At 52.8% G+C, this 24,421-nt stretch carries 19 protein-coding genes and 1 pseudogene; 9 read left to right on the forward strand and 11 right to left on the reverse strand.

Going from position 1 to position 24,421, the window contains the following annotated elements; genetic code table 11:
- Positions 1 to 8: 8 nt before the first annotated feature.
- Positions 9 to 1,184 (forward strand): Ger(x)C family spore germination protein, encoded by a 1,176-nt coding sequence (locus NYE33_RS35440; RefSeq protein ID WP_341070099.1) that lies wholly within the window; start codon positions 9 to 11, stop codon positions 1,182 to 1,184.
- A 63-nt stretch (positions 1,185 to 1,247) separates the two neighbouring features.
- On the opposite strand, the gene NYE33_RS35445 is transcribed toward NYE33_RS35440, so the two are convergent.
- Positions 1,248 to 3,278 (reverse strand): beta-galactosidase, encoded by a 2,031-nt coding sequence (locus NYE33_RS35445; RefSeq protein ID WP_076247199.1) that lies wholly within the window; start codon positions 3,276 to 3,278, stop codon positions 1,248 to 1,250.
- A gap of 118 nt (positions 3,279 to 3,396) precedes the next feature.
- Here NYE33_RS35445 and NYE33_RS35450 point away from each other — a divergent pair, with 118 nt between their 5' ends.
- Positions 3,397 to 4,233 (forward strand): AraC family transcriptional regulator, encoded by an 837-nt coding sequence (locus tag NYE33_RS35450; protein WP_042133802.1) that lies wholly within the window; start codon positions 3,397 to 3,399, stop codon positions 4,231 to 4,233.
- A gap of 451 nt (positions 4,234 to 4,684) precedes the next feature.
- Here NYE33_RS35450 and NYE33_RS36615 read toward each other — a convergent pair.
- Together NYE33_RS36615 and NYE33_RS35455 are read right to left on the reverse strand one after the other, a co-directional pair.
- Positions 4,685 to 4,868 (reverse strand): annotated as a pseudogene (locus NYE33_RS36615) (IS1182 family transposase); the annotation flags it as partial.
- 271 nt (positions 4,869 to 5,139) lie between these two features.
- Positions 5,140 to 6,054: a LysR family transcriptional regulator gene (locus tag NYE33_RS35455; protein WP_340947881.1), complete on the reverse strand. Its 915-nt coding sequence runs from the start codon at positions 6,052 to 6,054 to the stop codon at positions 5,140 to 5,142.
- 150 nt (positions 6,055 to 6,204) lie between these two features.
- Here NYE33_RS35455 and NYE33_RS35460 point away from each other — a divergent pair, with 150 nt between their 5' ends.
- Positions 6,205 to 6,441, forward strand: a complete 237-nt coding sequence (locus NYE33_RS35460) for a hypothetical protein (RefSeq protein ID WP_144026175.1) — start codon at positions 6,205 to 6,207, stop codon at positions 6,439 to 6,441.
- A gap of 28 nt (positions 6,442 to 6,469) precedes the next feature.
- Here the strand turns inward: NYE33_RS35460 and NYE33_RS35465 are convergent, their stop codons facing one another.
- From NYE33_RS35465 to NYE33_RS35480, 4 genes are all read right to left on the reverse strand, one after another.
- Positions 6,470 to 8,503, reverse strand: a complete 2,034-nt coding sequence (locus NYE33_RS35465; protein WP_341069967.1) for a beta-galactosidase — start codon at positions 8,501 to 8,503, stop codon at positions 6,470 to 6,472.
- A 190-nt stretch (positions 8,504 to 8,693) separates the two neighbouring features.
- Positions 8,694 to 9,995: an ABC transporter substrate-binding protein gene (locus NYE33_RS35470; RefSeq protein ID WP_081971905.1), complete on the reverse strand. Its 1,302-nt coding sequence runs from the start codon at positions 9,993 to 9,995 to the stop codon at positions 8,694 to 8,696.
- A gap of 58 nt (positions 9,996 to 10,053) precedes the next feature.
- Complete coding sequence (locus NYE33_RS35475) at positions 10,054 to 10,887, reverse strand: carbohydrate ABC transporter permease (RefSeq protein WP_039305922.1); 834 nt, start codon at positions 10,885 to 10,887, stop codon at positions 10,054 to 10,056.
- On the reverse strand, positions 10,888 to 11,769 hold the full coding sequence (locus tag NYE33_RS35480; protein ID WP_042133796.1) for a carbohydrate ABC transporter permease: 882 nt from the start codon (positions 11,767 to 11,769) through the stop codon (positions 10,888 to 10,890). It lies immediately after the preceding gene.
- Positions 11,770 to 11,903: 134 nt separating this feature from the next.
- Here NYE33_RS35480 and NYE33_RS35485 point away from each other — a divergent pair, with 134 nt between their 5' ends.
- From NYE33_RS35485 to NYE33_RS35495, 3 genes are all read left to right on the forward strand, one after another.
- Entirely contained in the window at positions 11,904 to 13,742 is a 1,839-nt protein-coding gene (locus NYE33_RS35485; protein WP_042140763.1) for a cache domain-containing sensor histidine kinase, read from the forward strand.
- Positions 13,739 to 15,400: a helix-turn-helix domain-containing protein gene (locus NYE33_RS35490; protein WP_341069970.1), complete on the forward strand. Its 1,662-nt coding sequence runs from the start codon at positions 13,739 to 13,741 to the stop codon at positions 15,398 to 15,400. Before NYE33_RS35485 ends, NYE33_RS35490 begins: the two co-directional genes overlap by 4 nt.
- Positions 15,401 to 15,538: 138 nt before the next feature.
- A complete protein-coding gene (locus NYE33_RS35495) occupies positions 15,539 to 15,634 on the forward strand; it encodes a YjcZ family sporulation protein (RefSeq protein ID WP_231575287.1) in 96 nt (31 codons plus the stop codon).
- Between the two features lie 85 nt (positions 15,635 to 15,719).
- Here NYE33_RS35495 and ltrA read toward each other — a convergent pair whose 3' ends face one another.
- The 4 genes from ltrA to yicI form a co-directional block, all read right to left on the reverse strand.
- Complete coding sequence (gene ltrA / locus NYE33_RS35500; RefSeq protein WP_081969805.1) at positions 15,720 to 17,111, reverse strand: group II intron reverse transcriptase/maturase; 1,392 nt, start codon at positions 17,109 to 17,111, stop codon at positions 15,720 to 15,722.
- Between the two features lie 455 nt (positions 17,112 to 17,566).
- Entirely contained in the window at positions 17,567 to 17,851 is a 285-nt protein-coding gene (locus NYE33_RS35505; RefSeq protein ID WP_336101354.1) for a hypothetical protein, read from the reverse strand.
- 87 nt (positions 17,852 to 17,938) lie between these two features.
- Complete coding sequence (locus NYE33_RS35510) at positions 17,939 to 19,114, reverse strand: SGNH/GDSL hydrolase family protein (RefSeq protein ID WP_341069972.1); 1,176 nt, start codon at positions 19,112 to 19,114, stop codon at positions 17,939 to 17,941.
- A gap of 394 nt (positions 19,115 to 19,508) precedes the next feature.
- Positions 19,509 to 21,830: an alpha-xylosidase gene (gene yicI, locus NYE33_RS35515; RefSeq protein ID WP_340947886.1), complete on the reverse strand. Its 2,322-nt coding sequence runs from the start codon at positions 21,828 to 21,830 to the stop codon at positions 19,509 to 19,511.
- 127 nt (positions 21,831 to 21,957) lie between these two features.
- On the opposite strand from yicI, the gene NYE33_RS35520 reads away from it, so the two are divergent.
- From NYE33_RS35520 to rarD, 3 genes are all read left to right on the forward strand, one after another.
- A complete protein-coding gene (locus NYE33_RS35520) occupies positions 21,958 to 22,875 on the forward strand; it encodes an AraC family transcriptional regulator (protein WP_340989128.1) in 918 nt (305 codons plus the stop codon).
- 115 nt (positions 22,876 to 22,990) lie between these two features.
- Entirely contained in the window at positions 22,991 to 23,341 is a 351-nt protein-coding gene (locus tag NYE33_RS35525) for a nuclear transport factor 2 family protein (protein ID WP_341069974.1), read from the forward strand.
- Between the two features lie 193 nt (positions 23,342 to 23,534).
- A complete protein-coding gene (gene rarD / locus NYE33_RS35530) occupies positions 23,535 to 24,413 on the forward strand; it encodes an EamA family transporter RarD (protein WP_341069977.1) in 879 nt (292 codons plus the stop codon).
- Positions 24,414 to 24,421 lie beyond the last annotated feature (8 nt).

The following is a 24,421-nucleotide window of genomic DNA, read 5'->3' on the forward strand; positions in this document are numbered from 1 at the left end:
TCTTCCTTATGCTGTGCTGTCTGATGCTTCTCGCCACTCAGACCTCCTGCTGGAGCAGCAAGGAGATTGAAGATCTGGCGTTATACTCCGGCCTGGCTCTGGATGTCGGGGAGCCCACCGTGACGGAGCAGGCGCTGGAGGATCAGGGGGCGACTTATCCCAAACGGAATACAATTACAGCCACCATACAGCTCGTTCCGGCAAATTCCGTAGGAGGGACAGGTCGTCAGAGCAGCAGTAGTAGTAGCAGTGATCCTCCCTATCTGAATGTAACGGGCACAGGAGATTCTTTGCTGGAAATATTCCGCCAGTACTCGCTCCGCCTGGACCGGCCGATTATCGGGCATCACCTTAAGGTTATTGTGGTCACGACCGAGCTGCTTAAGCAGCAGAAAATAAATCAGTTAATGGACTTTGTGCTTCGTGATAATGACATCCGCCCCAGTACGATGGTGTTCTTAAGTCAAGGCCAGGCAGTGGAGACGCTGGTTTCCAAACAAAAAAATCAAATTCCCTCATTTCATATCAGGGATATGATTCATAATCAGAGACGGACAAGCAAGGTGCTGGACCCGGTCATTTTATCCAAAATGGATGCCCTGATGTATTCCAAACGAAGCTTTGCGCTGCAGAACCTGGTGACAGCCAATGGCGAAGTAGAATTCTCGGGTGCCGGTATTATTAAAGGAGATACAGGTCACTGGGTAGGAATGCTGAATCAGGAGGATACCGAATGCCTGTCCTGGCTCACCAACGAGGGCAAGACCGGGGTCATCAAAACCCACGACTGGAACAATCAGCCGATGACCTATGAAATGAAGGCTATGAAAAGTAAAATCACTGCCGTCACCGACGGCGGCAATCTGGCCTTTGACGTTAAAATCACAACGGAAGGAAGGCTCAGCGAAACCTGGAACGCCGAGGAATACCCTTCCGCCACAAAGCACGCACAAAAAGCAGAAAAGCTGTTCAAGGAAAAGCTGGAGCAAATGATGCAGGCGCTGATTCAGAAGCTGCAGTCCGACTACAAGGCCGATGTCGCCGGATTCGGCGACAGGCTCAGTATCCAGAAGCCGGCATTATGGAGAAAGTCAGAGGACCACTGGGATGATGTATTCAGCCGGACCCCCATTCATATCAATGTTGAGCTGAAGATTACGGAATTCGGCTCCTTTACCAAATAAGATGGCAAAAACGCCGTCGCCCCTAGCGTACGGGCGGCGGCGTTGCAATATGCCTTCTCTAAATTACTGTTTATCCGACAGAATCATTACTCCGCGGCCCGGCACTACAGTGGAACCGCTGCATTTCTTGCCTGTCAGCAGATCTGTCCGCTCGCCGGTGCCGATATCTGCACTAAGCTCCTCTGCGGAATGATTCAGCAGGAACAGGTAGGATACGCCTTCCTTCACCCGCTGAACGGATTCAATGCCTTCCGGCGCATTCACCAGCGGGACAATGCCGTTCTCTGCGCTCACCGTAGCCAGGAATGCGCGCAGGAACGCAGCATCGGGACTGGTGGCTACATAATAGGCTTTGCCTTCGCCGAAGCGGTTCACGGTCAGGGCCGGCATCCCCTTATAGAAGTCAGTGCCGTACTGTGCAAGTACTTCCGCACCTTCGGAATGAATCAGATCGCAGAGCAGACCGCAGGAATAGGAACGGTTAAGCTGACCCCATTCCTGGTTCATCACGATCTCATTGCGCATATCCGGCAGCAGGGCATCAATCTCTTCAGCCCAGATCCCCAGCACCTTGCGCAGCTCGCCAGGGTAGCCTCCAACGGTAACCAGATCGTTCTCGTTAACGATACCGCTGAAATAGGTTGTAATGAACGTTCCGCCCGCTTGAACGAAGGCTTCCACCTTCGCGGCAAACCCCGGTTTGATCATATACATCACCGGTGCGATTACAACCTTGTACTTCGTTAAGTCCTCTTCTACGCCAATCATATCCGCTTCAATATTCTGCTGATACAGTGCATCATAATAGCTGTGAATTTCCTTCACATAATCCAGTGCAACGGTCGGGCCGCTGGATAGATCAAGCGCCCAGCGGTTCTCCCAGTCATAGATAATCCCGATCTGCGCCGCACTGCGCGCATCCAGCAGCTCATCGCCCAGCTGCTCCAGCTCCCGGCCAAGCTCGGCACATTCACGGAATACCCGGGTATGCTCATGTCCGACATGCTCAATGACCGCACCGTGATACTTCTCGCATGCACCGATAGACCGGCGCAGCTGGAAGAACAGCACTGTATCTGCGCCGCGCGCCACCGCCTGATAGCTCCACAGGCGCATCACACCCGGACGCTTCACGGAATTGTAAGGCATCCAGTTCTGCTGGCTTGGTGTCTGCTCCATCAGCATGAACGGCTGGCCGTTCTTCAGCCCGCGCATAAGGTCATGCGTCATAGCTGTATGGCTGACCGGTGTATCCAGCGCCGGATAGTTGTCCCAGGAGATAACATCCATATATTTGGCCCATTCGAAATAGTCCAGCTCCGGATAGAAGCCCATCAGGTTAGTGGTAATGGGAATATTCTTGCTGTGTTCCCTGATTGCGGCATGCTCAAGCTTATAGCATTCCAGCAGGCTGTGGGACATGAATCTGCGGTAATCCAGCGAAATCCCCTGGAAGTTCGTCCGATTGCCGTTCCACTCTTCACTGAGCTCGTTCGGGACTACGATCTCTTCCCAGTCATAGAAGGTATGGCCCCAGAAACGGGTATTCCAGGCTTTGTTCAGCGCATCAAGTGATCCGTAACGCTCCTTCAGCCAGACGCGGAAGGCCGCTTCAGACTGCTCGGAATAATCATATCCGCCGTATTCATTGGAGATATGCCAGATCAGCAGCGCCGGATGATCCTTGTAGCGTTCCGCCAGCTTGCCAGCCAGCCGTGCAGCATATTCACGGTACACCGGGCTGTTCGGATTAGAGTTATGGCGTCCGCCGAATTTGCGCTTTCTGCCCTGGACATCCACCCGCGTAACCTCTGGATAGCGGTGAGCCATCCAGGCCGGATGCGCCCCGGTTGCAGTAGCCAGACATACATAGGTTCCATTCTTATATAGACGGTCGATTAATTCATCCAGACCGCTGAAATCATACGTATCTTCGGACGGCTGAAGCGTTGCCCAGTTGAACACATTGATCGTAGCGACATCGATCCCTGCAAGCTTGAACATCCGTTCATCCTCTGCCCATACCGGGGCATCCCACTGCTCCGGGTTATAATCTCCACCATACCAGATCTTCGGCAATTTCTCGTTGATCATACTTTGCACATCCTTTATAGTATAAGTATATTCTTATTTTAAACATTAAAATAAGCGCTTTATATATAAAATAAAAAACCTATCATATAATAATATGGAACTACAGGAGTTGACATTTATGCCAGTTAGCACCGTGCGCAGAATCGTGTTCGCCCAGGAGAGCGGCCAGCAGCTTCCGATTGCCCTGGATAGTATGGGCTATAACCCCGATCAGGAGAAAGTCTCCCGCCCGCAAGGCTATCATACCTATCACTGGCTGCAAACCGCGTACGGTGAAGGCATCATTCATTTCGACAACAAAAAAATAACACTCGCTGAAGGCAGCGGCATTCTGCTGATGCCGGGTATGCCGCACGGCTATGAATCCCTCTCTTCCGAGGTATGGTGCACCTATTATCTCACCTTCGGCGGGACTTCAGCCCGGCATATTCTGGATTCGCTCGCGATGAATACCAATCTTCTGTACCGCTGGGAGAATGAATCACCGCTCCGCCATATGCTGAAGGAGATGCTCGACCGCCATGATGCTTCAAGCGACATGTTCAATCTGGGTGAATCTACCGACGCCTACCGTTTCCTGCTGACGCTGAACAAATACGGGCAGCTGCACAATAACACAGCGATCTCCCGCAATGTGGACAAGCTGCAGCCGCTGCTGAAATGGATGGACAGCCACTACGGCGATCCCGAGGTCGGTCTCTATGATCTCGCTGGCCAGCTCGATGTATCCGGGCGCTATCTGAACAGCCTGTTCCTGCAGACGTTCGGCCTCTCCCCTTATGCCTATTTCGTCCGGCTGCGAATCCGCAAGAGCAAGGAGCTCCTTGTCACCCAGCCTGCGCTTACGGTAAAAGCAATCTCACAGCGCGTCGGCTTCCGCGACGTCAGCCACTTCGTGGCTACGTTCCGCAAGCAGTCGGCGATTACGCCGGAGCAGTTCAGGAAGCTGCATTAATCCTCCCGCCCAATCCGGGACAAGCACTTTGGTTATATGATTTATCTGGCCTGATTTCGGTACCGCATCCCTTCCAGACTGACAGCCCCCAGATTTTCAGTTTCTCCTTACTCTCATAGCGAAAAAAGCTTCTGTCCGGCTTTATACGTCCACGTATCTCCGGCTTCGTCGTATGTCCAGTTCTCTATCTTCCCCATATCCCGCGTCGCAAGTTCAAGTTCAGTGATAGTTGTATTCTGTACAATTAAAAACAGCGAAAAGGTATGCTTGTCTCTTATAACTGTAGTCTGTACAACTATATTTGCCCGATTGGTGAAAATGAAGGTTCAAATGGCCGTTTAATTGTACGAAATACAACTAAACGGATAATCGGTTGTAAATCAGACGATTTAGTTGTACGAAGTGCAATTAAGCATATCTCACCCCATACCGTAATCGGGTCACTGTAAACGATTGGGCGGGACGAATAGGTGCGCCGGGTATAGGCGTAGATGATGACTTTGGTGAGCCTTTCAGGAGGGTAGCTGTCGCGGCCGCCACCGGGAATAGGCAACGTCAAAGAGGGTGTCGTTCAGCCGGTTGACGGCTGCACTCACTATACGAACGAGGTGGTTCAAAGGTGAGTCCCCTGAAAGCTTTCTGTAGGAAAGCTCATTTCGAAAGCATTCGCAGGCTCCGGATTGTCTCCGCTAAGTGAAATGAAAAAAAGTCTGGAGAGCACAGCGCCCCAAACAACGGTCCGTTCGCAGAGCGTCCATCCAAGTGCTCACGTTGATCCTGCTTAAAAACAGAGGGCTATCCCAAAGCCAATATATGGCTTTTGGGACAGCCCCAAGAAAGATAAAGGAACACCTTGCCCACAATCTCCAGAAGGATGGACCAGGTACATGCGGTATGCTTCATCTGTCACTTAACAGTTCTGCCGCTGTCCGCCGTCATATCTGGCCCGCTCACCGCTTCAGGCAGCCCTGCCTTAAGCTCTTCTATAAACTCCCGGAAAGCGCTCGTCATATAGAGGTCACGCCGCCGGATGAACACTGTCGGAACCTCCGCATACTTCTCCGGGAACGGATAAATGCGGATGCCTTCCGTTACATTCATCCGGGTGAAATAGGATAAAGGCAGCACCGCATAGCCGATTCCCGCTTTCACGCAGCCGAGGAGTCCCTCCATCGTCCCGAATTCCATCACCTTGCCCAGCCGGCCGCCCTCTTCGGCGAGCCATTTCTCCAGCCTGCTCCGGTACAGGCACTCTGAATTCAGCATCAGCAGTGTCTTGTCATGTACAGAGCGGATGCCCTGATAATCCATCGTATCCGGAATGACAAGTCCGATCCGCTCATGGATGAGCAGCTCCTGGACAATCTCCGGATGCTCAACCGGTCCGTCGAGAAAGGCTCCGTGCACGGTATGCTGCAGGACAGAATCAATAAGCTCCCCCGCCCGTCCCACCTGCAGATGAACTTCAACATCAGGGTAACAGACCCGGTAAGCGGATAGGATGGCAGGCAGCCGTACAGCAGCCGTCGTATCCGAGCCGACCGTTATTGAGCCTTTGGGTACCGGCGAATCCAGCACCGCCTGTTTGGCTTCGTCCAGCAGCTTAAGTATCCTGACCGTATATTCCATGAACGTCTGTCCCGCTGAAGTCAGCGTGATCCCCCGGCTATGACGGTAGAAGAGCGGAGTCTTCAGCTCCTGCTCCAATTGCTGAATTCTGGCTGTCACATTCGACTGCACATAGTTTAGGCTTTGGGCTGCTTTAGAGATACTACCTTCTTCAGCAACCGCCTGAAATACTTTAAGAAGACCCATATCCATACCGCATCTCTCCCCCGGATCACCCATCAGCCACAGTGATGGCCACCATCATTTCCCTTCATTATACATGATCCGCTTCGCAGATTATGATGAAAATATAAAAGAAACACTCTGCCTCTGCCGGATGGCACAAACTAATAAGGAGTGATTATGATGGGAAATAAACAATGGAATTTCAAGATCCCCGGGAACCCGGATGGTAAAGAATTAACTATAGATACGAATCAAATCACAACGGTCTATGACCTGCTGGACATGCTCCGGCAAGAAGAGCTTCAGACTCCGCAGAAGGAACAGCAGCCAGGATTGAATCCTCCGCAATCCAGAGCAGTGGTAATCCCCTTGATCTCGCGCATGCTGGACAAGAGACGCCATCCTTCCGCCTGAGTGTCAACACCCCGCCAAGCTTCAGCCTTCAGCCGTGAGTCTCCAGAATTTCTACACCATATGCCGCAAGCTCTACCGGACCAGATATCGGGGTACCGGTAAGAGCGCTGCGGTAGAGCTTGTCTAACCCCACCGTCTGAGACGTCCGGCTGAGATTCAGCAGAAACAGCAGCTCTCCCTTTGATCCTGTGCGCGTGAAGGCCTGCACGCCGTCCGGCAATTCCGGGAACAGCGTTAGTCCCGCATCCGGTGCGATATCCCCCAGAAGCTTCAACCAGTAACTCTCCTCCGCATGGGTACCGATATAATAAACCCTGCCCGCCCCGAAGCGGTTAACCGTAACCGCAGGAGCACCGGCAAAGAAATCATCCTCATACCAGGCGATCGCCTCGGCTCCCTCCGGCCGCAGAATGTCGCACCACTGGCTGCATTCATACCGGGTTCCGTCAGAGCCGCGAAGCAAGTGGACCTCGCCTCCGACCGGATCATATTCCTCCACCGTTACGCCCGCCGCCCGGGAGAAGAGTCCCGGCAGCGGCTGCATCATACAGATGTTGTTCATATTCTTCACACCGCTGCGGCTGGTAAGGATTACTGTACCGCCTCCTGCTGCAAAGTCCTCCAGCAATTGCGCGGCTGCTTCATCATGTAGATACAGGCTTGGGGCAATCACCAGCTTGTATCCCGCTAGCGGCTGCCGCCAGCCGATGATATCACAGCCGATACCATGCCTGGTCAGCGCCCGGTGGTACTGCTTAATGTTCTCATAGTAGTCCAGCCCTTCCGCCTGGGGCTGAATACGCAGCGCCGCCATCTGCTCATGCGAATACAGGATAGCCGCCTGGCTAATAACCCGGGTCCCCTCCAGCAGCGGAGCCAGACCGTTCACCTCGCTGCACAGCTGCGCGAATTCGGCAAATCTCCGCCCGGGCACATTGCTGTGGTCAATCAGCCCGTGCCAGAACTGCTCCGCTCCGGCAGCCGCGCTTCTCCAGCGGAAATGCACCACGGTATCCGCACCTCTGGCAATTGCCTGCCAGCTGTACGCGCGGATGAGCCCCGGATAAGGTGTCCGCCACATCGGGAACCAGCAGCCCGGCGGACCGCTGAGCTGCTCCATGATCCAGAAATTGCGGCGTTTGATGCCCCGGGTCAGATCCAGGGATAACGCCCCGCTGTATGGCGCGGTCGCCTGCTTCTGCGGTGAGGGGTTCGGATAATAGTCGAAGGACGCGACATCAAGATCCTCGGCCAGCCCGTGCATATCCAGCCGCTGCGGATAGCTGTGGAAGTTATGGGTGATGAAGTGCTGCGGGCAGATCGCGCGCAGCACCTCCGTCTGCGTCTTCTGGAAGGCAACCGCCGCCTCCCACTGGAACCGCTGGAAATCCAGCAGCATCGAAGGGTTCTGGAACGGCGAGCCGCCATAAGGAACCGTCAGTTCATCCCAGCTGCTGTACTCCCCGCTCCAGACCACAGTTCCCCACTCTGCATTCACTTGTTCCGTGGTGCCGTACTTCTCCCGGACCCAGCTGCGGAACGCCAGGTTGCAGCTGTCACAATGGCAATCCAGCATGCCGAATTCATTGTCCGTCTGCCAGCCGGTGACAGCAGGATGGCTGCTGTAATGAAGGGCCAGCGCTTCAACAATCCGGGTGCCATACTTACGCAGCGATGCGCTGTTGTAACAGCGGTGTCCGCGCACGCCCGGATGGTACACGCCTCCATCGGCATATACCGGCAGCACATCCGGGTAAGCGGAGGTCAGCCAGCGCGGCGGTGTCGTTGTCGGCGTCCCGATGACAATCTGAATCCCGTACGCATGGAACAAGTCCAGCGCCCGGTCCAGCCAGGCGAAATCAAACTTCCCTTCCTCCGGTTCAAGCCGGCTCCAGGCAAACTCCGCTACCCGGACTACCTTGACTCCGGTTTCCTTCATTAACTTGATATCCGTCTCCCACATAGACTCGTCCCAATGCTCAGGATAATAGTCCACACCGATCTGCACCTTGCTGTAGCTGTTCAGCTTCATAAGTTCCACCAGCTCCCTCTCCTCATTCATGCACAGAGTCTTTATGAATAGAGTATATCTCAGCTGCCTGTTCGCCGGATAACCAAAAGGACGCCCCCGCCTCACCTCATATGCTGAGATAGACTGGAGCGTCCTGGCAAATCCACTTTATCCGGGTGTAGGTCCCTATAAGGACTCTCTATTTAACCTAACATTACAATGACTTGCTTGCAGGGGCTGATTATTTCTTCAGCTTGTCCCAAGCGGCCTGCATGCCAGTTTCCCAGCCTGCTTCGTCAACTTTGCCGGCGATCAGCTCTTGAATAACGCTGGCGAATTCCTGAGTTACACCATCAGGGAATTTCGAAGCCTGCAGTCCGTAGACTTTACCTTCTTGAACATAGTTCCATACATCCGCACCAAGCAGACCGATATCTTCAGGTGTTGCTGCAATGGTGGACAGCGCAGGGATGAACTTCCATTTTTTGACGATATACTCTTTACCCATGTCAGAAGTTACGAGCCAGTTCAGGAAAGTCTTAGCTTCTTCCTTGGATCCGGATTCCTTGTTAACGACCAGGTTCGCCGGAACACCTACAGACAGCTTATCGTTCATAGCAGGATCATCGTTGATTGGCATAGGGAACATACCGATGTTCATGTCAGGAGTAATGTTGTCAACCAGTGTCTGCGCCCAGTTGCCTTCCTGCATCATAGCGGTTTCGCCATTGGCGAACATAGCCAGGTGAGTGTTAGCATCTGTAGTTAAAGGATTCTTCTGTCCGTATTTCACAGTCAGGTTGAGCAGGTTGCTCCAATCCTTGAATTTCTCGTTGCCTACGATTGTGGAAGTTCCGGCGTTCAGGCCGCTGATGAATTCATCTACATTATCCTGCTGTGCAAAAGCTACGCTAATGCCCTGGATCCCCAGCAGCCACCATTCCTGGTATGCGTTGCCGAAAGGAATAACGTCAATGGCCTGCAGCTTTTTAGCCGCTTCTTCCAGCTCAGAGATCGTTTTTGGCGTTTCAGTGATACCGGCTTTAGCGAACAGATCCTTGTTGTATACATAACCGATACCTTCAAGGTTCATTGGCATACCGTAGGTTTTGCCGTCTTTCGTCATTGGCTCAGCTGCCAAAGGAATCAGATCCTTCACCCAAGGCTGATCGGACAGATCTTCGAGCTTGTCGCCCCACAGTTCCATTTCAGCGTAACCGCCGTTACTGAAGATATCAGGAGCATCGCCGGAAGCGAATTTAGTCTTCAGGGCTGCAGCATAGTCTGCACCGCCGCCGACAGTCTGGATGTCCAGCTTAATGTTAGGATATTCCTTCTCGAACTCAACCTTAAGCTCGTTGAGGCCTTCTACGATTTCGGTTTTGAACTGGAAAATCTTAACCGTTTTCACTTCACCGGAGTTGCCAGCGCTTCCATTTGATGCATTATTTGAAGCGGTATTGTTGTTACCGCCGCATGCTGCAAGCACGACAGACATCAGCATGACGCTGGACAGCATCACTGCAGAGCGTTTTTTCATCATTTTTATTTCCCCCTTGAATAAGTTAACTGCTTAATATGTGGAACGGGAGCCCGGTGAATTAACCCTTCACCGAGCCAGCCGCTATTCCCTCAACAATGTAACGCTGCATGAACAGATAGAAAATCACAATGGGAGCAACCCCGATAGTCAGTGCCGGAAGCGCCATATCCCACTGCTTCGTATACTGCCCGAAGAACGAGAAGGTCGCCAGCGGAATGGTCCGCAGTTCAGGTGCCTGAAGAATCAGCGATGGAAGCAGATAGTCATTCCAGATGCCCAGGGCATTCAGCACGATAATCGTCATCAGCATTGGCTTCAGCAGCGGAAGCACAATCCGGAAGAAGGCCGAGATCGGATTACAGCCATCCACGGTTGCCGCTTCTTCAATTTCCAGCGGCACGGACTTGATGAAGCCGTGGAACAGGAAGATCGCCATCGGAATACTAAGTCCCAGATTGGAAATAATCAGTCCCGTGAAGGAGTTATTCACATGCAGAATGTTAACAACCTTCAGGATCGGAATCATGATGGTCTGGAATGGAACGACCATAGCGGCTACGAACAGCAGCAGCAGAACCTGGTTGAACCGGTTGTTGGCACGCACCATGCGGTAAGCCGCCATTGCGCTGAACAGCGAGATCAGCACCACACTGATGATCGTAACAATCAGCGAGTTGCGGAAGGCTTCGGAGAACCGGGCCAGCTTCCAGGCATTAGTATAGTTCGACCACATGAAGGTCTGCGGCCAGCTGGCCGCATCGCTCAGGATCTCACCGAAGGATTTCACCGAGTTCGCCAGCAGGAAATAGAAAGGAGAGAGGAACAGAAGTGCCAGAAGAATCATAATCACTTCAATTCCGATATTCCATCTGCCTTTTGATTTAGCATTCATTTAAGCTTCTACCTCCTTGCTCTTCGTTACACGGACCTGAATCACTGTGATCAGTGCGACAATCACGAAGAATAACAGCGCTTTTGCCGTACCCAGACCGTAACGGTTGTTCAGGAAGGCTTCATTGTAGATATTCATAGCAACGGATTCCGTCGATTTGAACGGCCCGCCTTTGGTCAGCGACAGGTTCAGGTCGAACATTTTGAAGGACCAGGAAATCGCCAGGAACAAACCGATCGTCACCGCAGGCATAATCAGCGGCACGATAATGTTGCGAAGCACCTGCATCCGGGATGCGCCGTCAATCTCGGCAGCTTCGAGCACTTCTTTGGACACGTTGCTGAGCGAAGCGATGTAGATCACCATCAGATAGCCGGAAGACTGCCAGATGAACACCATAACGATTGCCCAGAAGCCGGTTGTTGCATCCCCGAGCCAAGGAAGGTTGAAGAAGGACCAGCCTGTCATATCGCCCATGGTGGCGAAGCCTTTAATGAAGATGAACTGCCATATAAAACCAAGCAGCAATCCCCCGATCACATTCGGCATGAAGAAAATGGTCCGGAGCATATTGCGTGTCTTCAAAGGTTTAGTCAGCAGATAGGCCAGGAAAAAGCCTACTACATTGGTCAATACCACTCCAAGGACCGTGAATCTTACGGTGAACCAGAAGGATGACCAGAAATCGGGATCATTGGTAAAAATCATTTTAAAGTTCTCAAAGCCGACCCAGCTAACATTACCCGATACGCCGTTCCAGTCTGTGAAGGAATAGTACATCCCCATCAGAAAAGGAATAATCGTGATCAAGGTAAAAAACAACAATGCCGGGCCAACGAAAAATACTTGTTGACCTAATTGGGACAACTTATTGCCGCGCATGTAATGGTCCCCCTTTCTTTTACTCACTCACTTGTTTATGATCTAAACATATTATCTGTTTTTTACAGAGTCCCTTACACCTACGCAAGTGATCTTTAGGGTGTAAAATATTGATCGGATGTGAAGCGAGCCTCATGAAATGGAACAGTATCCGTACCAAATTGATCGTTTTTTTACTCCTGCCAACATTAATCTGTATTATGGCTACTATGTTCGTCAGCTATTCCTATACGACCAACTCCCTCAGAACACGGGCTGTCGACGAGAATAAGAATCTGCTCTATCAGGGCTCCAAGAACATTAACAGTCTGATTGGGGAGATCAACCGTTTGTCACTCAGTGTGTACTCTGACTCGGATTTCTACCGGCTGCTTGAAGCCGGGCACGACGATCTGTCCTCCGACATCGCAATTTACAATTCGCTCAGCTACATCTCCACCTCGCTGCCTAATATCTCACAGGTGTACTTATATGGCGTCAAAGACGGTAAAGCTACACTGATTACCGATAATACGACACCCAAGCGCTGGCTGGGAGACACACCCTACCAGGAATCCAACATTACAGGGAGCTCCCCGGTAAAAGTGCAAAGCACCCATCTAAGCGACGCCTACGGATTAAGTCTGCCACTAACGCAGTTCGTACCGGAGCCTGTTTTTACGATGCACCGCAGAATTGAGCGTATTCCTTCCTCTGAAGCACTCGGCTATCTCTCGATTGATGTCAAGCTCGCAGCTCTTGGTGATATAGTAGACCAGCTATACGACCAGGATCAGGAAAACATCTATCTGGTGGACAGCGCCGGCAAGCTCGTATACGGACCTGACGCCGGCACATTCGGCCAACCGCTGGATGCAGCATGGTACAATAAACAGATGGCTGACAGCATGGTGACCCAAGGGCATTTTGAGCAGGACAACTCTGTGTTCATCTATCAAAAGATCGAAAGCATAGGACTGAGCTGGACGCTCGTCAAGCAAATCCCTGTCTCCTATCTGTTCCGTGAAGCCAAGGAGGCCGCCGGCATTAACCTGCTTCTGCTCTTCGTGCTGATGAGTATGATCATCGCCCTGACGATTCTGATCTCCTTCCGGATCACCGCCCCCATCAAGCAGTTGACCCGGTACATGAATCAGGTGCAGACCGGTAATCTTGAGATTGATATCCGTCCGGCAGGAAAAGATGAGATCGGTGTGGTCACGGAGCATTTCCGCAGTATGATGGACACGATCAACAACCTGATTCTGCGCGAGTACAGGCTGGAGCTGTCGAACAAAACCAATGAGCTGAGGGCGCTGCAGTCGCAGATCAACCCGCATTTCCTGAACAACACCCTTCAGATTATCGGTACACTAGCCCTTGAGCTGAAGGTGCCGCAAATCTATGGTCTGCTCTCGGCACTGGCCAAGATGATGCGCTACAGCATGTACAATGATGAGAAGATTGTGACGATCCAGAATGAACTGGAGCATGTTAAAGCGTATATTGAGCTGCAGAAGGAACGTTTTGAAAACAAGTTCAGTTTCCGCTACGATATGGAAGACTCCTTGTTGCACGCGCTGATGCCCAAAATGATCCTGCAGCCGATTGTGGAGAATTACTTCAAGCATGGGTTCAACCTTGCCCGCACGGACGGATTCATTGAGATTACGGCAGCCAGACTTAGCCCTAGCCGGATGGAGATCAGTATCCGGAACAACGGCCTCTCGATTCCGGCCGTGAAGCTGGAGACGCTGCGCAAGGAGCTGCAGCAGCCCAGAGCTGTTGAAGAGCTCGACATGATAAAGAACTCAGGTCAGGACAGCTACAGCAAACGTGATGCTCCCGGTGCGGGAATCGGCCTGGGTAATGTATTGGCCAGGCTGCGGCTGGTTTGCGGGGATGATGCTTTGCTGACGGTAGATAATCTGGAGACCGGCGGGGTTATCATCCGGCTGGAAATTGAGATATTAGTGGAGAGTGAACGGATATGAAGGCGCTTATTGTGGATGACGAAGCAAGAGTCCGGAAGGCCGTCCGGCTGCTGGTGGACTGGGATGCGCATCAGATTGATGAGATTCTGGAAGCAGGGAACGGCAATGAAGCCATCGGGCTGATCCGCAAGGAGAAGCCGGCGCTGGTGATTATGGATATGATGATGGAGTCAGGCAGCGGCGTTGAGCTGATGACCTGGGTGGATGAATTCGCAGGCAACACCAAATTCATTGTTGTCAGCGGGCATGATGATTTCGACTTCGTGCGCCAGACCGTCCGCCACGGCGGCATTGACTATATTCTTAAGCCGATCGAAGCGGATATGATTAATAACGCAGTGTCCAAGGCAGTTGCCGCCTGGCGCTCCGAAGAAGAGGAGCGCAGCCACCGTCAGCTCCAGAGCCTCCGGCTGAATGAGATCAAGCCGATCTACGGGGAGAAGCTGCTCTCCGCGCTGATTGATGACAAGGTCAATGCCGAGGCCTCGCTGCGCAGGCTGACCGGTGATGGAATCATTCCGCAGAGTATACAGGATGCACGGCTGATCCTTCTGCAGACGGACAGCGGCAACAATCCGCTGCTCAAACGGTTCGGGGGCGATAGTGAGCTGATGTACTACGCCATCGTTAACATCTGCAATGAATTCCTGCAGCTGCAGCGTAAGGGCGTTGCCTTCCGGTACTGGGGCGGTCCGCCGGAGATTGCCATCATTCTCTGGGATCTGGAGGAGTCTGTTATCGAGCTGATCAGCCGGATTAATCAGGGGATCTACCGTACCCTGCAGTTCCGCATGCATTTCGGAATCAGCACCGCAGGCACGTTCCCGGGACAGCTGCCGGCGCAGCGCACAGAAGCCGCCGAAGCCCTGCTGCGGCGGAACCTGTTACGGCATGAGGATTACTGCCATTTCTCCCCGGGTGCGGGAGCCGGCGGCATGGCGGCAGACAGCCGTGATTCCGCCAACACGGAGGCGGAGGCACCGCTGAACTTCGCCGATGTCCAGGAGGACTGGCGGATGGCGGTCATCAGCGGCACCACTGAAGCCATATCCGCCGCCGCACAGCATTGGACCCATGAGCTCAGCCGCAGAGGTGTCGTTACCCCGCAAATGCTGAATTCGTGGAAGGCGGATGCCCTCCTGTTCCGTTCCCGGCTGGTCCGGGAAGCGCTGGGCAACCAGTCGGACAGTGTGCTGGCGGAGCTGGAGCAGGCTGATCTGCTCAGTCCTTCACCGCTGCCAAGCGGTTATTCCTTCTCCCTGTTCGCCTGGCGTGACTGGTCCTTTGCGCTGATGCAGCAGCTGTCCCAGACGCTCTCGGCCAGACACATGAAAGAACGGAACCCGATGACGGAGATCGTTAAATATATTGAGCAGAACTACCCGTCTGACCTCTCCCTGCAGGAGGTTGCCGGCAAATTCTATGTCAGCCGTGAGTATATCTCGCGTAAGTTCAAACAGGAATACGGCATCAACTTCTCCGACTACATCGGCAGCGTCCGCATCGAGAAGGCCAAGCTGCTGATGCAGAATCCCAACCTGAAGCTGGCGCAGATCTCGGAGATGGTCGGCTTCCACGACGTCAAATATTTCAGCAAGGTCTTCAAGAAGCAGGTCGGCTGCCCGCCGAAGGATTTCCGGGGGCAGGCGGAGCATTGAATGCATTGAAGACATTATCCATTCCCGCTTCTATTTCTTACCCGGCTTTGAGCTTTAAATTGGCCGATGGTCTATACCCGAATGACCAAAAGTGCATATCATGGTTCTGAAAGATGATATTGCGAAGGAGGTAAGACGATGAGCGGTTGCGGAAATGTCGGTGGACTTTTTACTTCTACCACTACAATCTTAGTCCTTTACATTCTGCTGGTGATCATTCTCAAAACATTCTAACCAATCAATCGAGTAGGAGGGGGCGGCAAGCCCCGTCCTCTCACACCACCGTACATGCGGGTCCGCATACGGCGGTTCCAAAAGGTTAACAAAGTTCCAGATAGCGTGAAAGTAAACTCTTCAGCCCTTTTGCTTCCCAATAGGAAGTCGAAAGGGCGTTATTCGTGTTCCGGGACATTTCCCACGCGCCTCGCCGCGAGTTGGCCATCTTAAAACAAGCCCACTTTGGAACCCCGAGTGCTCGAAGCTCGCGGATTCGTGTACGTACTCGTTTCCACTGTTTCCACAGACACATTCGAAGTCTCCTCCGAATCCACTGGTCCAGTGTTTGGAAGTGTGTCTTCGCCGAGGCTAGACGGAAATAACCGAGCCAACCCATCAGATAGCGGTTCAGTCGGTAAATCCTTTCTTCCATGGAAATGGACCAGGTACGTTTCGTTAGCTCTCGAATTCTCCCTTTAAAAGCTGCGAGACTCTTCGGAGCAATCCGAATCGTTGCCTGTTTCTGGCTCAGGAAACTGAATCCTAAGAACTTTCGGTGCCAAGGTCTCGCTACCGCACTTTTCTCCCCGTTTACTTTCAGTTTTAGCTTTCCTTCTACAAACCGACTTACCGATTCCATGACACGCTCGCCTGCTCGTTTACTCGCCACAAAGATATTACAGTCGTCCGCGTAGCGTACGAATCGCAAACCTCGCCCGGTCAGTTCCTTGTCCAGATCATCCAATAGAATGTTTGCTAGAAGCGGACTAAGCGGACCGCCTTGTGGCGTTCCCTCCCGGCTACGCTCCCATTTTCCATCCACCATAACTCCGGCGTTTAAGTAAGCACGGATTAGCGTCAGCACTCTTTTGTCCTCCACTTTCCGCGCCACTCTTGCCATTAGCATGTCGTGGTTTACCTTGTCAAAGAATTTCTCCAGATCCAAATCCACGACCCATCTGAGGCCGCCTTGGATATATCTTTGGGCTTGTTTAACGGCGTCATGCGCGCTCTTCCCCGGCCGAAAGCCGTAGCTGTACCACGAGAATTGTGCGTCAAAGATCGGGTTCATGACTTGTAAAAGTGCTTGCTGGAGGAAACGGTCCATCACAGTCGGGATGCCTAGCTGCCGTACACCGCCTCCAGGTTTGGGGATTTCCACCCGTTTGACTGGCGCAGGTCTGTAAGTTCCCGTCAGAAGTTCAGTTTTCACCGATGTCCAGTGCGTATTCAGGTAAACTTGTAGATTCGCTACCGTTACACCGTCCACACCGGGCGCTCCTCCATTTTGCACCACTCGTTTGTAAGCGAGTCGAAGGTTATCTCCTTTGAGCATTTGCTCCAGCAAGTTGTTCTGGTCTTCGCGAGAGGAAGGGACGACTTGTGCCGACGAAGAACTCGGCGCTCCGGCATACCCTGACGGCTTCACCGCTTCTCTTTGCCGCAAGCTCCCTTGCGAGATATTCTGCTGTCGTTGCTCTTCATGCGAACGCATCGCTTTCCTCTCTCCTTTCGGTTCAGCCCTTCCGTAAATTGTTGCAACAGCTTACGTACTATGGCTTCTGCTGACTCCTGCCAGTTCAGCGCAGCCTCTCAGCTACGGTTACAAGTTTTTTTTCTTGCTTATCTGACAGGTCTCCCCAGATAAGAACGTCATCTGTCTGCCCGCGACCACTGGAGTATACCGCGCCAGCCCTTGGCGGCTTTGGATTTCGTCATGTTTAGGTGACTCATCCGACTGACACAGCCTCAAATCCAGTTCGTGTACCTTGGCCCGTGCTTTTGCCTCCGGCTTCCTTCAGATTCCACCTCACGGTGGACACCCTTGCCCTTGGCTAACGGTAGGCGCTCGCCAGCCCCCGTTCGGGACTTTCACCCTAAAGATGACGCCCATGCTGGGCGTACTAAAAAAAGATAAGGACCTGCTTACGCAGGCTCTTATCTTTTGAGTTAAGACAATAAAACTATAACCAGCAATTCGAACAGTACCAGGGTCAGGATGGCTTCATCGCTGCTTCCGAAGGCGCGTCCTGCTCCATGATGATTCTGTACCCCCATGTATAACAATCCTCTATCGCAGCCGAGAATTCTCCCAGTAACGACCTGGCCGTCAATCGTCTGCACCCGGACAATCCGGTTCACATGTTGTCTGCATACACTGTGCAAGTGATGCCGAACAGACTTCAGACTCTGAATATAATTTTGATCTGCTTGATACAGCACTTTGGGCTGCATTGGTACTCCCGCTTGAATGCTCACTACAGGCACACTACCCTTCTGATAAAGTACTACATAGTATGCCTAGTGCATTCAAGAAGTTCGTTACAATTGTTTCCCGTACCACTCCAGAAAAGCATCCGCCACTGCCTTGCCGGCGGTGCCGTTCGGATGCGGATCGAACTCATCGCTCATATACTCCGGTCTGATTCTGTGATCTGCCGGAGCAGGTACAGACAGTACCGCCGCGATATCGAACACGCGGTCCACCCCGGCAGGAGGGTTCGTCAGGATCGTCTCATTCACCTTGCGCCAGTATGCTTCCCGTTCCCCCTCGAAATTGAACGGCGGCACGGTGCTGAGAATCACGGCAGTCTCAGGCCGCGCTTTCTTGATCGCGGAGATAATATGCGTGAGGTCTGCCAGCAGCTCCGCCCCCGAGCGTTGCCCGATATCCAGATCATTCACTCCAAGCACGATCAGTACTTCATCGCCCTGCTGCGCCTTGTGCAGCCAGGCTCCATCGGTGGCGACATCATAGGCCCGGCCCCAGCCGGAGCCGATATTCCACAGCCCGTACTCCGTTCCTAATCCTTCGGCAATTCTTGCCGCCCAGTAGGAATACTCATCCTTCGCGGTCCGTACGCCTTGCGTAATTGAATCCCCCAGGAAGACCAGCTTCTTCGTTACATTCTTCTTATACCCCAGGAAGCTTGGCAGTACCTGCAGCTTGTCCGACTCACTGAACGCTTCGGCTGTCTCCTGAGCGGCCAGATTGCCCGGCGCATCGTAGCCGGAGACCAGCATGCCCTCCACATTGAAGGGGATCGACTTGCCGGCAGCTGCCGTCTTCAGCGTCCAGGTGAAGGCCAGGTAATGCCCTTCCGGCAGCTCCAGCAGCGCTTCATCGCTCCAGAACTGCTCGCCCGGAGCAACGTTCCGCGAGGCTTCGCCACCGAAGGTTACCGGAACCTGCGAACCTGGCACAACTGTACCATCCGGCACGGCTCCGCCATCGGCTACATATGCCGCTTCAATGCTCCACTCCCCGCCCGGTTCACTGGCCGCTGACTCCGCGCCCAAGTCCCATGTCGAATCCACAGCATTGCTGTGCCAGAACTTCAGTGTCAGGCTGCCATTCTCCCGCAGGCGGACATAGGTCCGGTAGGTATGGGTGAACGGCTCGGGCGAGTTCATTATATGATTAGCGGCTGCGGATACTGCCGTTGCTGAAGTGAATTCAGACTGGCTGTACACTCCTGTATTAACTTTATTGCTCATAGCATTCTATTCTCCTATCGTTGCTGACAGAAATGAGATTATTAGTTCACAGCTTACCTGTAATAAATGGAAAAAGGCAATAATGTTGTACGTTCTACAACTTCCATGCATGAATAACAGGCTGTTTGAGAGAATTGTTGTACGAAATACATGAATTCCCCCGCAAAGCAGCCGAGAGAAGGAGAAATGCTGCATTGCATACAACAATTCCCGATTTGGATCGATAATAAGTGGAAAATGTTGTATTCCTTGCAAGATTTGCGCGGCAAGAACAGCTTGAAGTTCCAATAGCCTCAAATACCGTACCCGCTGTTTAATCCTCAAAAAACTCTCTGATACACCGGGGACGAATGTCCCCTGTCATCAGAGAGCTTGAGTATAAGGCGGTATAAGCTTATTTCAGTGTAATAGTGAACGATACGGATTTGGCTCCGGTGTTTACTTTCACTGTAGTTTCATCTGCTTGTTCAGCACCTTCTACAGAAGCGATAGCGCCGAGATCCTTCACAGCCAGGGTGAATGCTTTGCCGCTGCCTTCTGCAGTTACAGTTATGGTATTGCCGCTGCGTGCAGCTTCCACCTTCAGCTCAGGAGCGCCGTTGATGTCGCGTACGGTTGCAGTTGTAGCCTTGCCATCCTCCAGGGAGTACAAGCCAAACTTCACGCCTTCGGCAAAATCATAATCCGGGCGGCTGTCTTCGCTGCCCACGGCAAGCAGGGAGTTCTGGCGTACGAACAGCGGCAGGCTGAAGAAGTCATGCTTCTCTTTGCGCCATGATCCGCCCACTACGGTCTCACCGTTCAGGAGATGCGTCCAGCGTCCAGCCGGCAGATAGTATTTCACTTCGCCGTTCTCCTGGAAGATCGGAGCCACGAGCAGGGAATCGCCCAGCATGTACTGGCGGTCCAGCACTTCGCAGGTTGGATCTTCCGGGAATTCCATCACCATCGCCCGCATCGAAGCCCAGCCCTGTTCATGCGCCTGTCCGGCTACATCATACAGGTAAGGCATCAGGCTGCACTTAAGCTTGGTGAAGAAGCGGGTAACATCAACGGCTTCATCATCGTAAGCCCAAGGCACACGGTACGAGGTGCTGCCGTGCAGACGGCTGTGGCTGGAGAGCAGGCCGAAGGCCAGCCAGCGCTTGAAGACATGCGCCGGAGCAGTGTTCTCGAAGCCGCCGATGTCATGGCTCCAGAAGCCGAAGCCGGACAGGCCGAGCGACAGGCCGCCGCGCAGGCTTTCTGCCATGGATTCATAGTCAGCGTAGCAGTCGCCGCCCCAGTGAACCGGGAACTGCTGTCCGCCGGCGGTTGCCGAACGTGCGAACACGGCTGCTTCGCCTTTGCCAAGCTTCTCTTCCAGTACTTCAAAGACAACCTTGTTATACAATTGTGTGTAGTAGTTGTGCATTTTGTGCGGATCGGAGCCGTCGAAGTATACAACATCCGTTGGAATGCGCTCGCCGAAATCGGTCTTGAAGCTGTCTACGCCCATGTCAACCAGATCACGCAGGTAACCCGCATACCATTCACAAGCCGCAGGGTTCGTGAAGTCCACGAGTCCCATGCCCGCTTGCCACAGATCCGTTTGGTAAACGTCGCCGCTCGGTTTTTTGAGCAGATAGCCGTTCTTCTTGCCTTCTTCAAACAGCGGTGAACGCTGTCCGATGTAGGAGTTGATCCAGACGCAGATCTTAAGCCCTTTCTCATGCAGGCGTTTCAGCATGCCCACAGGGTCCGGGAACACACGGGAATCCCACTGGAAATCGGTCCATTGGTATTCGCGCATCCAGAAGCAGTCGAAGTGGAAGACATGCAGCGGCAGATCGCGCTCAGCCATACCTTCTACGAAGGAGTTAACCGTAGCTTCATCGTAGTCCGTAGTGAACGAAGTGGTCAGCCACAGGCCGAAGGTCCATGCCGGTGGAAGCGCAGGCTTGCCGGTCAGGGAAGTATATTTAGTAATAACTTCTTTGATTGTCGGCCCTTCAATGACGAAGTATTCCAGGCTCTCTCCAGCTACGCTGAATTGGGCTTTCTTCACCTTCTCAGAAGCGATTTCATACGACACCAGTTCAGGCTGGTTCACGAATACGCCGTAGCCTTTGCTGGTAACATAGAATGGAACGTTCTTGTAAGCCTGCTCGGAGCTTGTACCGCCGTCTTTGTTCCACAGGTCAACTACCTGGCCGTTCTTCACAAAAGCAGTGAATCGTTCACCCAGACCATACACGAATTCGCCGATGCCGATATCCAGCTCCTCACGCATGAACGTGTTGCCGTCCTGATCAGTGATATAGGCCATCGATTTGTAACCGCTGCCTGTAATGCGCTCGTCGCCGCGGTAGAAGTCTACCGACCAGTGAGTTCCCTTGTTGATGACCACGCGGAGTCCGCCGCTGATCAGCACGGTCTGTGCTTCGGTTTCTTCGATTTGAACGTGGTCACCAGTTCCCTGGGTCAATTCAAAAGAAGGACCGCGGTCGATAACGCCGTCATTATGAATAATCTTAATCCCAACCACACCCGGAAGCGGGGAATGGAATTTTACGGTAAGCAGTGTGGAGTTAAGTGTTGCTGCACGTCCTGTAATCGGAGTTGTCTGCGTAATTGCTGTCAGACCTTCTGCAGTTTTTTCCACCGCATAGTTCTGAACTGCACCATTGATTGTGATTCCGTCGCGAACCAGCCAAAGGCCGTCTGTAAATTTCATGTGAGCACTTGCCACCCTTCAATTTGGTGTTTATAGTTGCATTATAACGATAACAAAATCACAAAACTACTATAATATAGCTAATTTATAACACTATTTTGATGTTTTACCTACAAGGAGGGCCATAATGGACCGCACATCGCAGCGATTGCTCAAAGAAGACCGTGAACACGGGGATGTTATGTTTCCCTTGGCCGCCTATTGGATAGAGCTCCCGGCCGGAGCCCCTGTCCTGGATACCCACTGGCATGAGGAAGCGGAGTTCTTCCTGCTGCTTGAAGGCGAGATTCTCTTTCAGGTGGATACGGATTATTTCACGCTCCGCCCCGGCGAAGCCGTCTTTATTGAATCCGGTGATATTCATGCCGCCTATGCGGCTCTGGACACTCCCTGCCGGTTCTGCGCACTTGTCTTTCACCCCGATCTCCTGGCCAGCGCCCAATATGATACCATCCAGCAGACTGTAATTCTGCCGCTTCAGGAGAAACGCCAGAGCTTTCCGCGTCACCTCACCTCCTCCGTACCTTGGCAAGGAGAGCTTCTGCTGCACCTGGAGCGGATGATGGAGGCATATGATAATAAAATGCCCGGATTCGAGTCCTTTATGAAAGGAACTTTGCTGATCATGCTCTCACAGATTGCGCCGCCGGGACGTTCGGTGAACTACAGCCAGTCGGCAGGCGCGGATACCACGAAGATCGACCGGCTGAAGAAGGTCATCCTCTATATCCAGGACAACTATCAGGAGCCGATCCGCACGCGCGATCTGTCCGAACTGATTCCGATGAGCGAGGGGCAGTTCTGCCGGTTCTTCAAAAGCATGACCCGCAAGACGCCCGTCGATTATATCAACTCCTACCGGATCCGCCAGGCCGCAGCCCTGCTGCAGCAGAGTGACCGCAAAATCTCCGATATCGCCATGGATGTCGGCTTCGACAACGTCAGCTACTTCATTAAAGTCTTCCGCAAAGCGATGAACTGCTCGCCTTCCGAATTCCGCAAGGATGCTATTCCGGGAGCCGGTCAGGGCCAGCTTTATCCGTAAGATCAGCTCCGTACAGATTACATTGTCTGCTTACCGATGCCCGGATACGTTTAAGTTACGTGTAAGGGTGGAGCCATGCCGCTTCCGCTACTCTACTTACAGGAGGCAGATCACCATGAATCAACATGTCACTATGCCGAGTGAGGTACAAGAGTTCTACAATGCCATTAACCAATATCAGCCTGAAGCCTTTATAGAATTGTTCACACCCGGCGCCAGCGTTAAGGATAACGGTAAAGAGATTGCGGGCAGGGAGGCTATACAGGCCTGGGGAGAATCAGAGCTGTTCTCTGCCAAGGTCCGCTATACGATCATGGAAATAGAAGAATCCGGGGAGTTCGTCGCTGTGACAGCAGAGATGGAAGGGGAATTTAACAAGAACCGCGTTCCCGATCCGCAGCTGTTCAGACACGAGTTCAAGGTGCAGGGCGGTAAAATCAGCTTACTTAACATCACGCTTAAGTAGCGATACAGATTTCATTAATAATGTGAAGGGGCCGCAGTCGCGCGGCTCCTTTTTGTCGTTCGACACAGAGCATTTCGTCTATCGTGCTTACGGAGCGAAGCTCAGCTAAATACATGATGCGGAATGCCTGATATAATGAACGAATTGAACCTAATATTTCCATTCTTTTGATTCTTCGGGCAGGGGTGTCATTATGAAAAAAGGCATTATTTATGCCGTTCTATCCTATCTCATCTGGGGGTTTCTGCCGCTCTACTGGCGGCTGTTCCAGGCTATGCCCGCGTGGGAAATACTTGGGCACCGGATTGTGTGGGCTTTCGTTTTTGTAGCCGTACTGGTTACGTGCTCGCGGCAGTGGGGGCGGCTGAGGACTATCTTTTCAAGCACCAAAAGCACCGTAGCAGTTGTCCTCTGCTCCTTCTTCATCAGCATGAACTGGTTCCTGTTCATCTGGGCCGTGAACAATAATCACGTGTTGGAGACCAGCCTCGGCTACTACATGAATCCTCTCATCAGCGTTCTATTTGCGGTCATCTTCCTCAAGGAGAAGCTGTCAGCGTGGCAATGGGCGTCTATTCTTCTGGCAGGCACCGGTGTGGGGATTATGGCAGTCCAGTACGGGCAGGTTCCATGGGTGGCAATTGCGCTGGCGGTCACGTTCTCCCTGTATGGTCTGGCCAAAAAGCTTGCTGGGCCCGATGTTCTGCTCGGCCTGACCGGGGAAACACTGATGGCCATGCCAGTTGCGCTGGGCTATCTGATCTACATTCAGTCGCAGGGCACAGGAACGTTCGCTTCGCTGTCTCCCCTGCTGATGATCGTCCTGCTGCTGTCCGGAGCCGCTACGGCGATGCCGTTGTTCTGGTTCGCCAAGTCTATGCAGCTGCTCCCGCTCTCCATGGTCGGCTTCATCCAGTACATCTCGCCGACGACGAGTATGCTGCTGGCAGTATACCTGCTTGGTGAGCCCTTCTCGCAAGGAAGGCTGGTCAGCTTCTCCTTCATCTGGGTTGCCCTGATTGTCTACAGTGTGGCCGGCTTCAGGAAATCCAGGCTGCCGGCCACCAACTGATCGGTCAG

This window comes from Paenibacillus sp. FSL R10-2199 (assembly GCF_038000235.1).
Classification (GTDB): Bacteria; Bacillota; Bacilli; order Paenibacillales; family Paenibacillaceae; genus Paenibacillus_AQ; species Paenibacillus_AQ phytohabitans.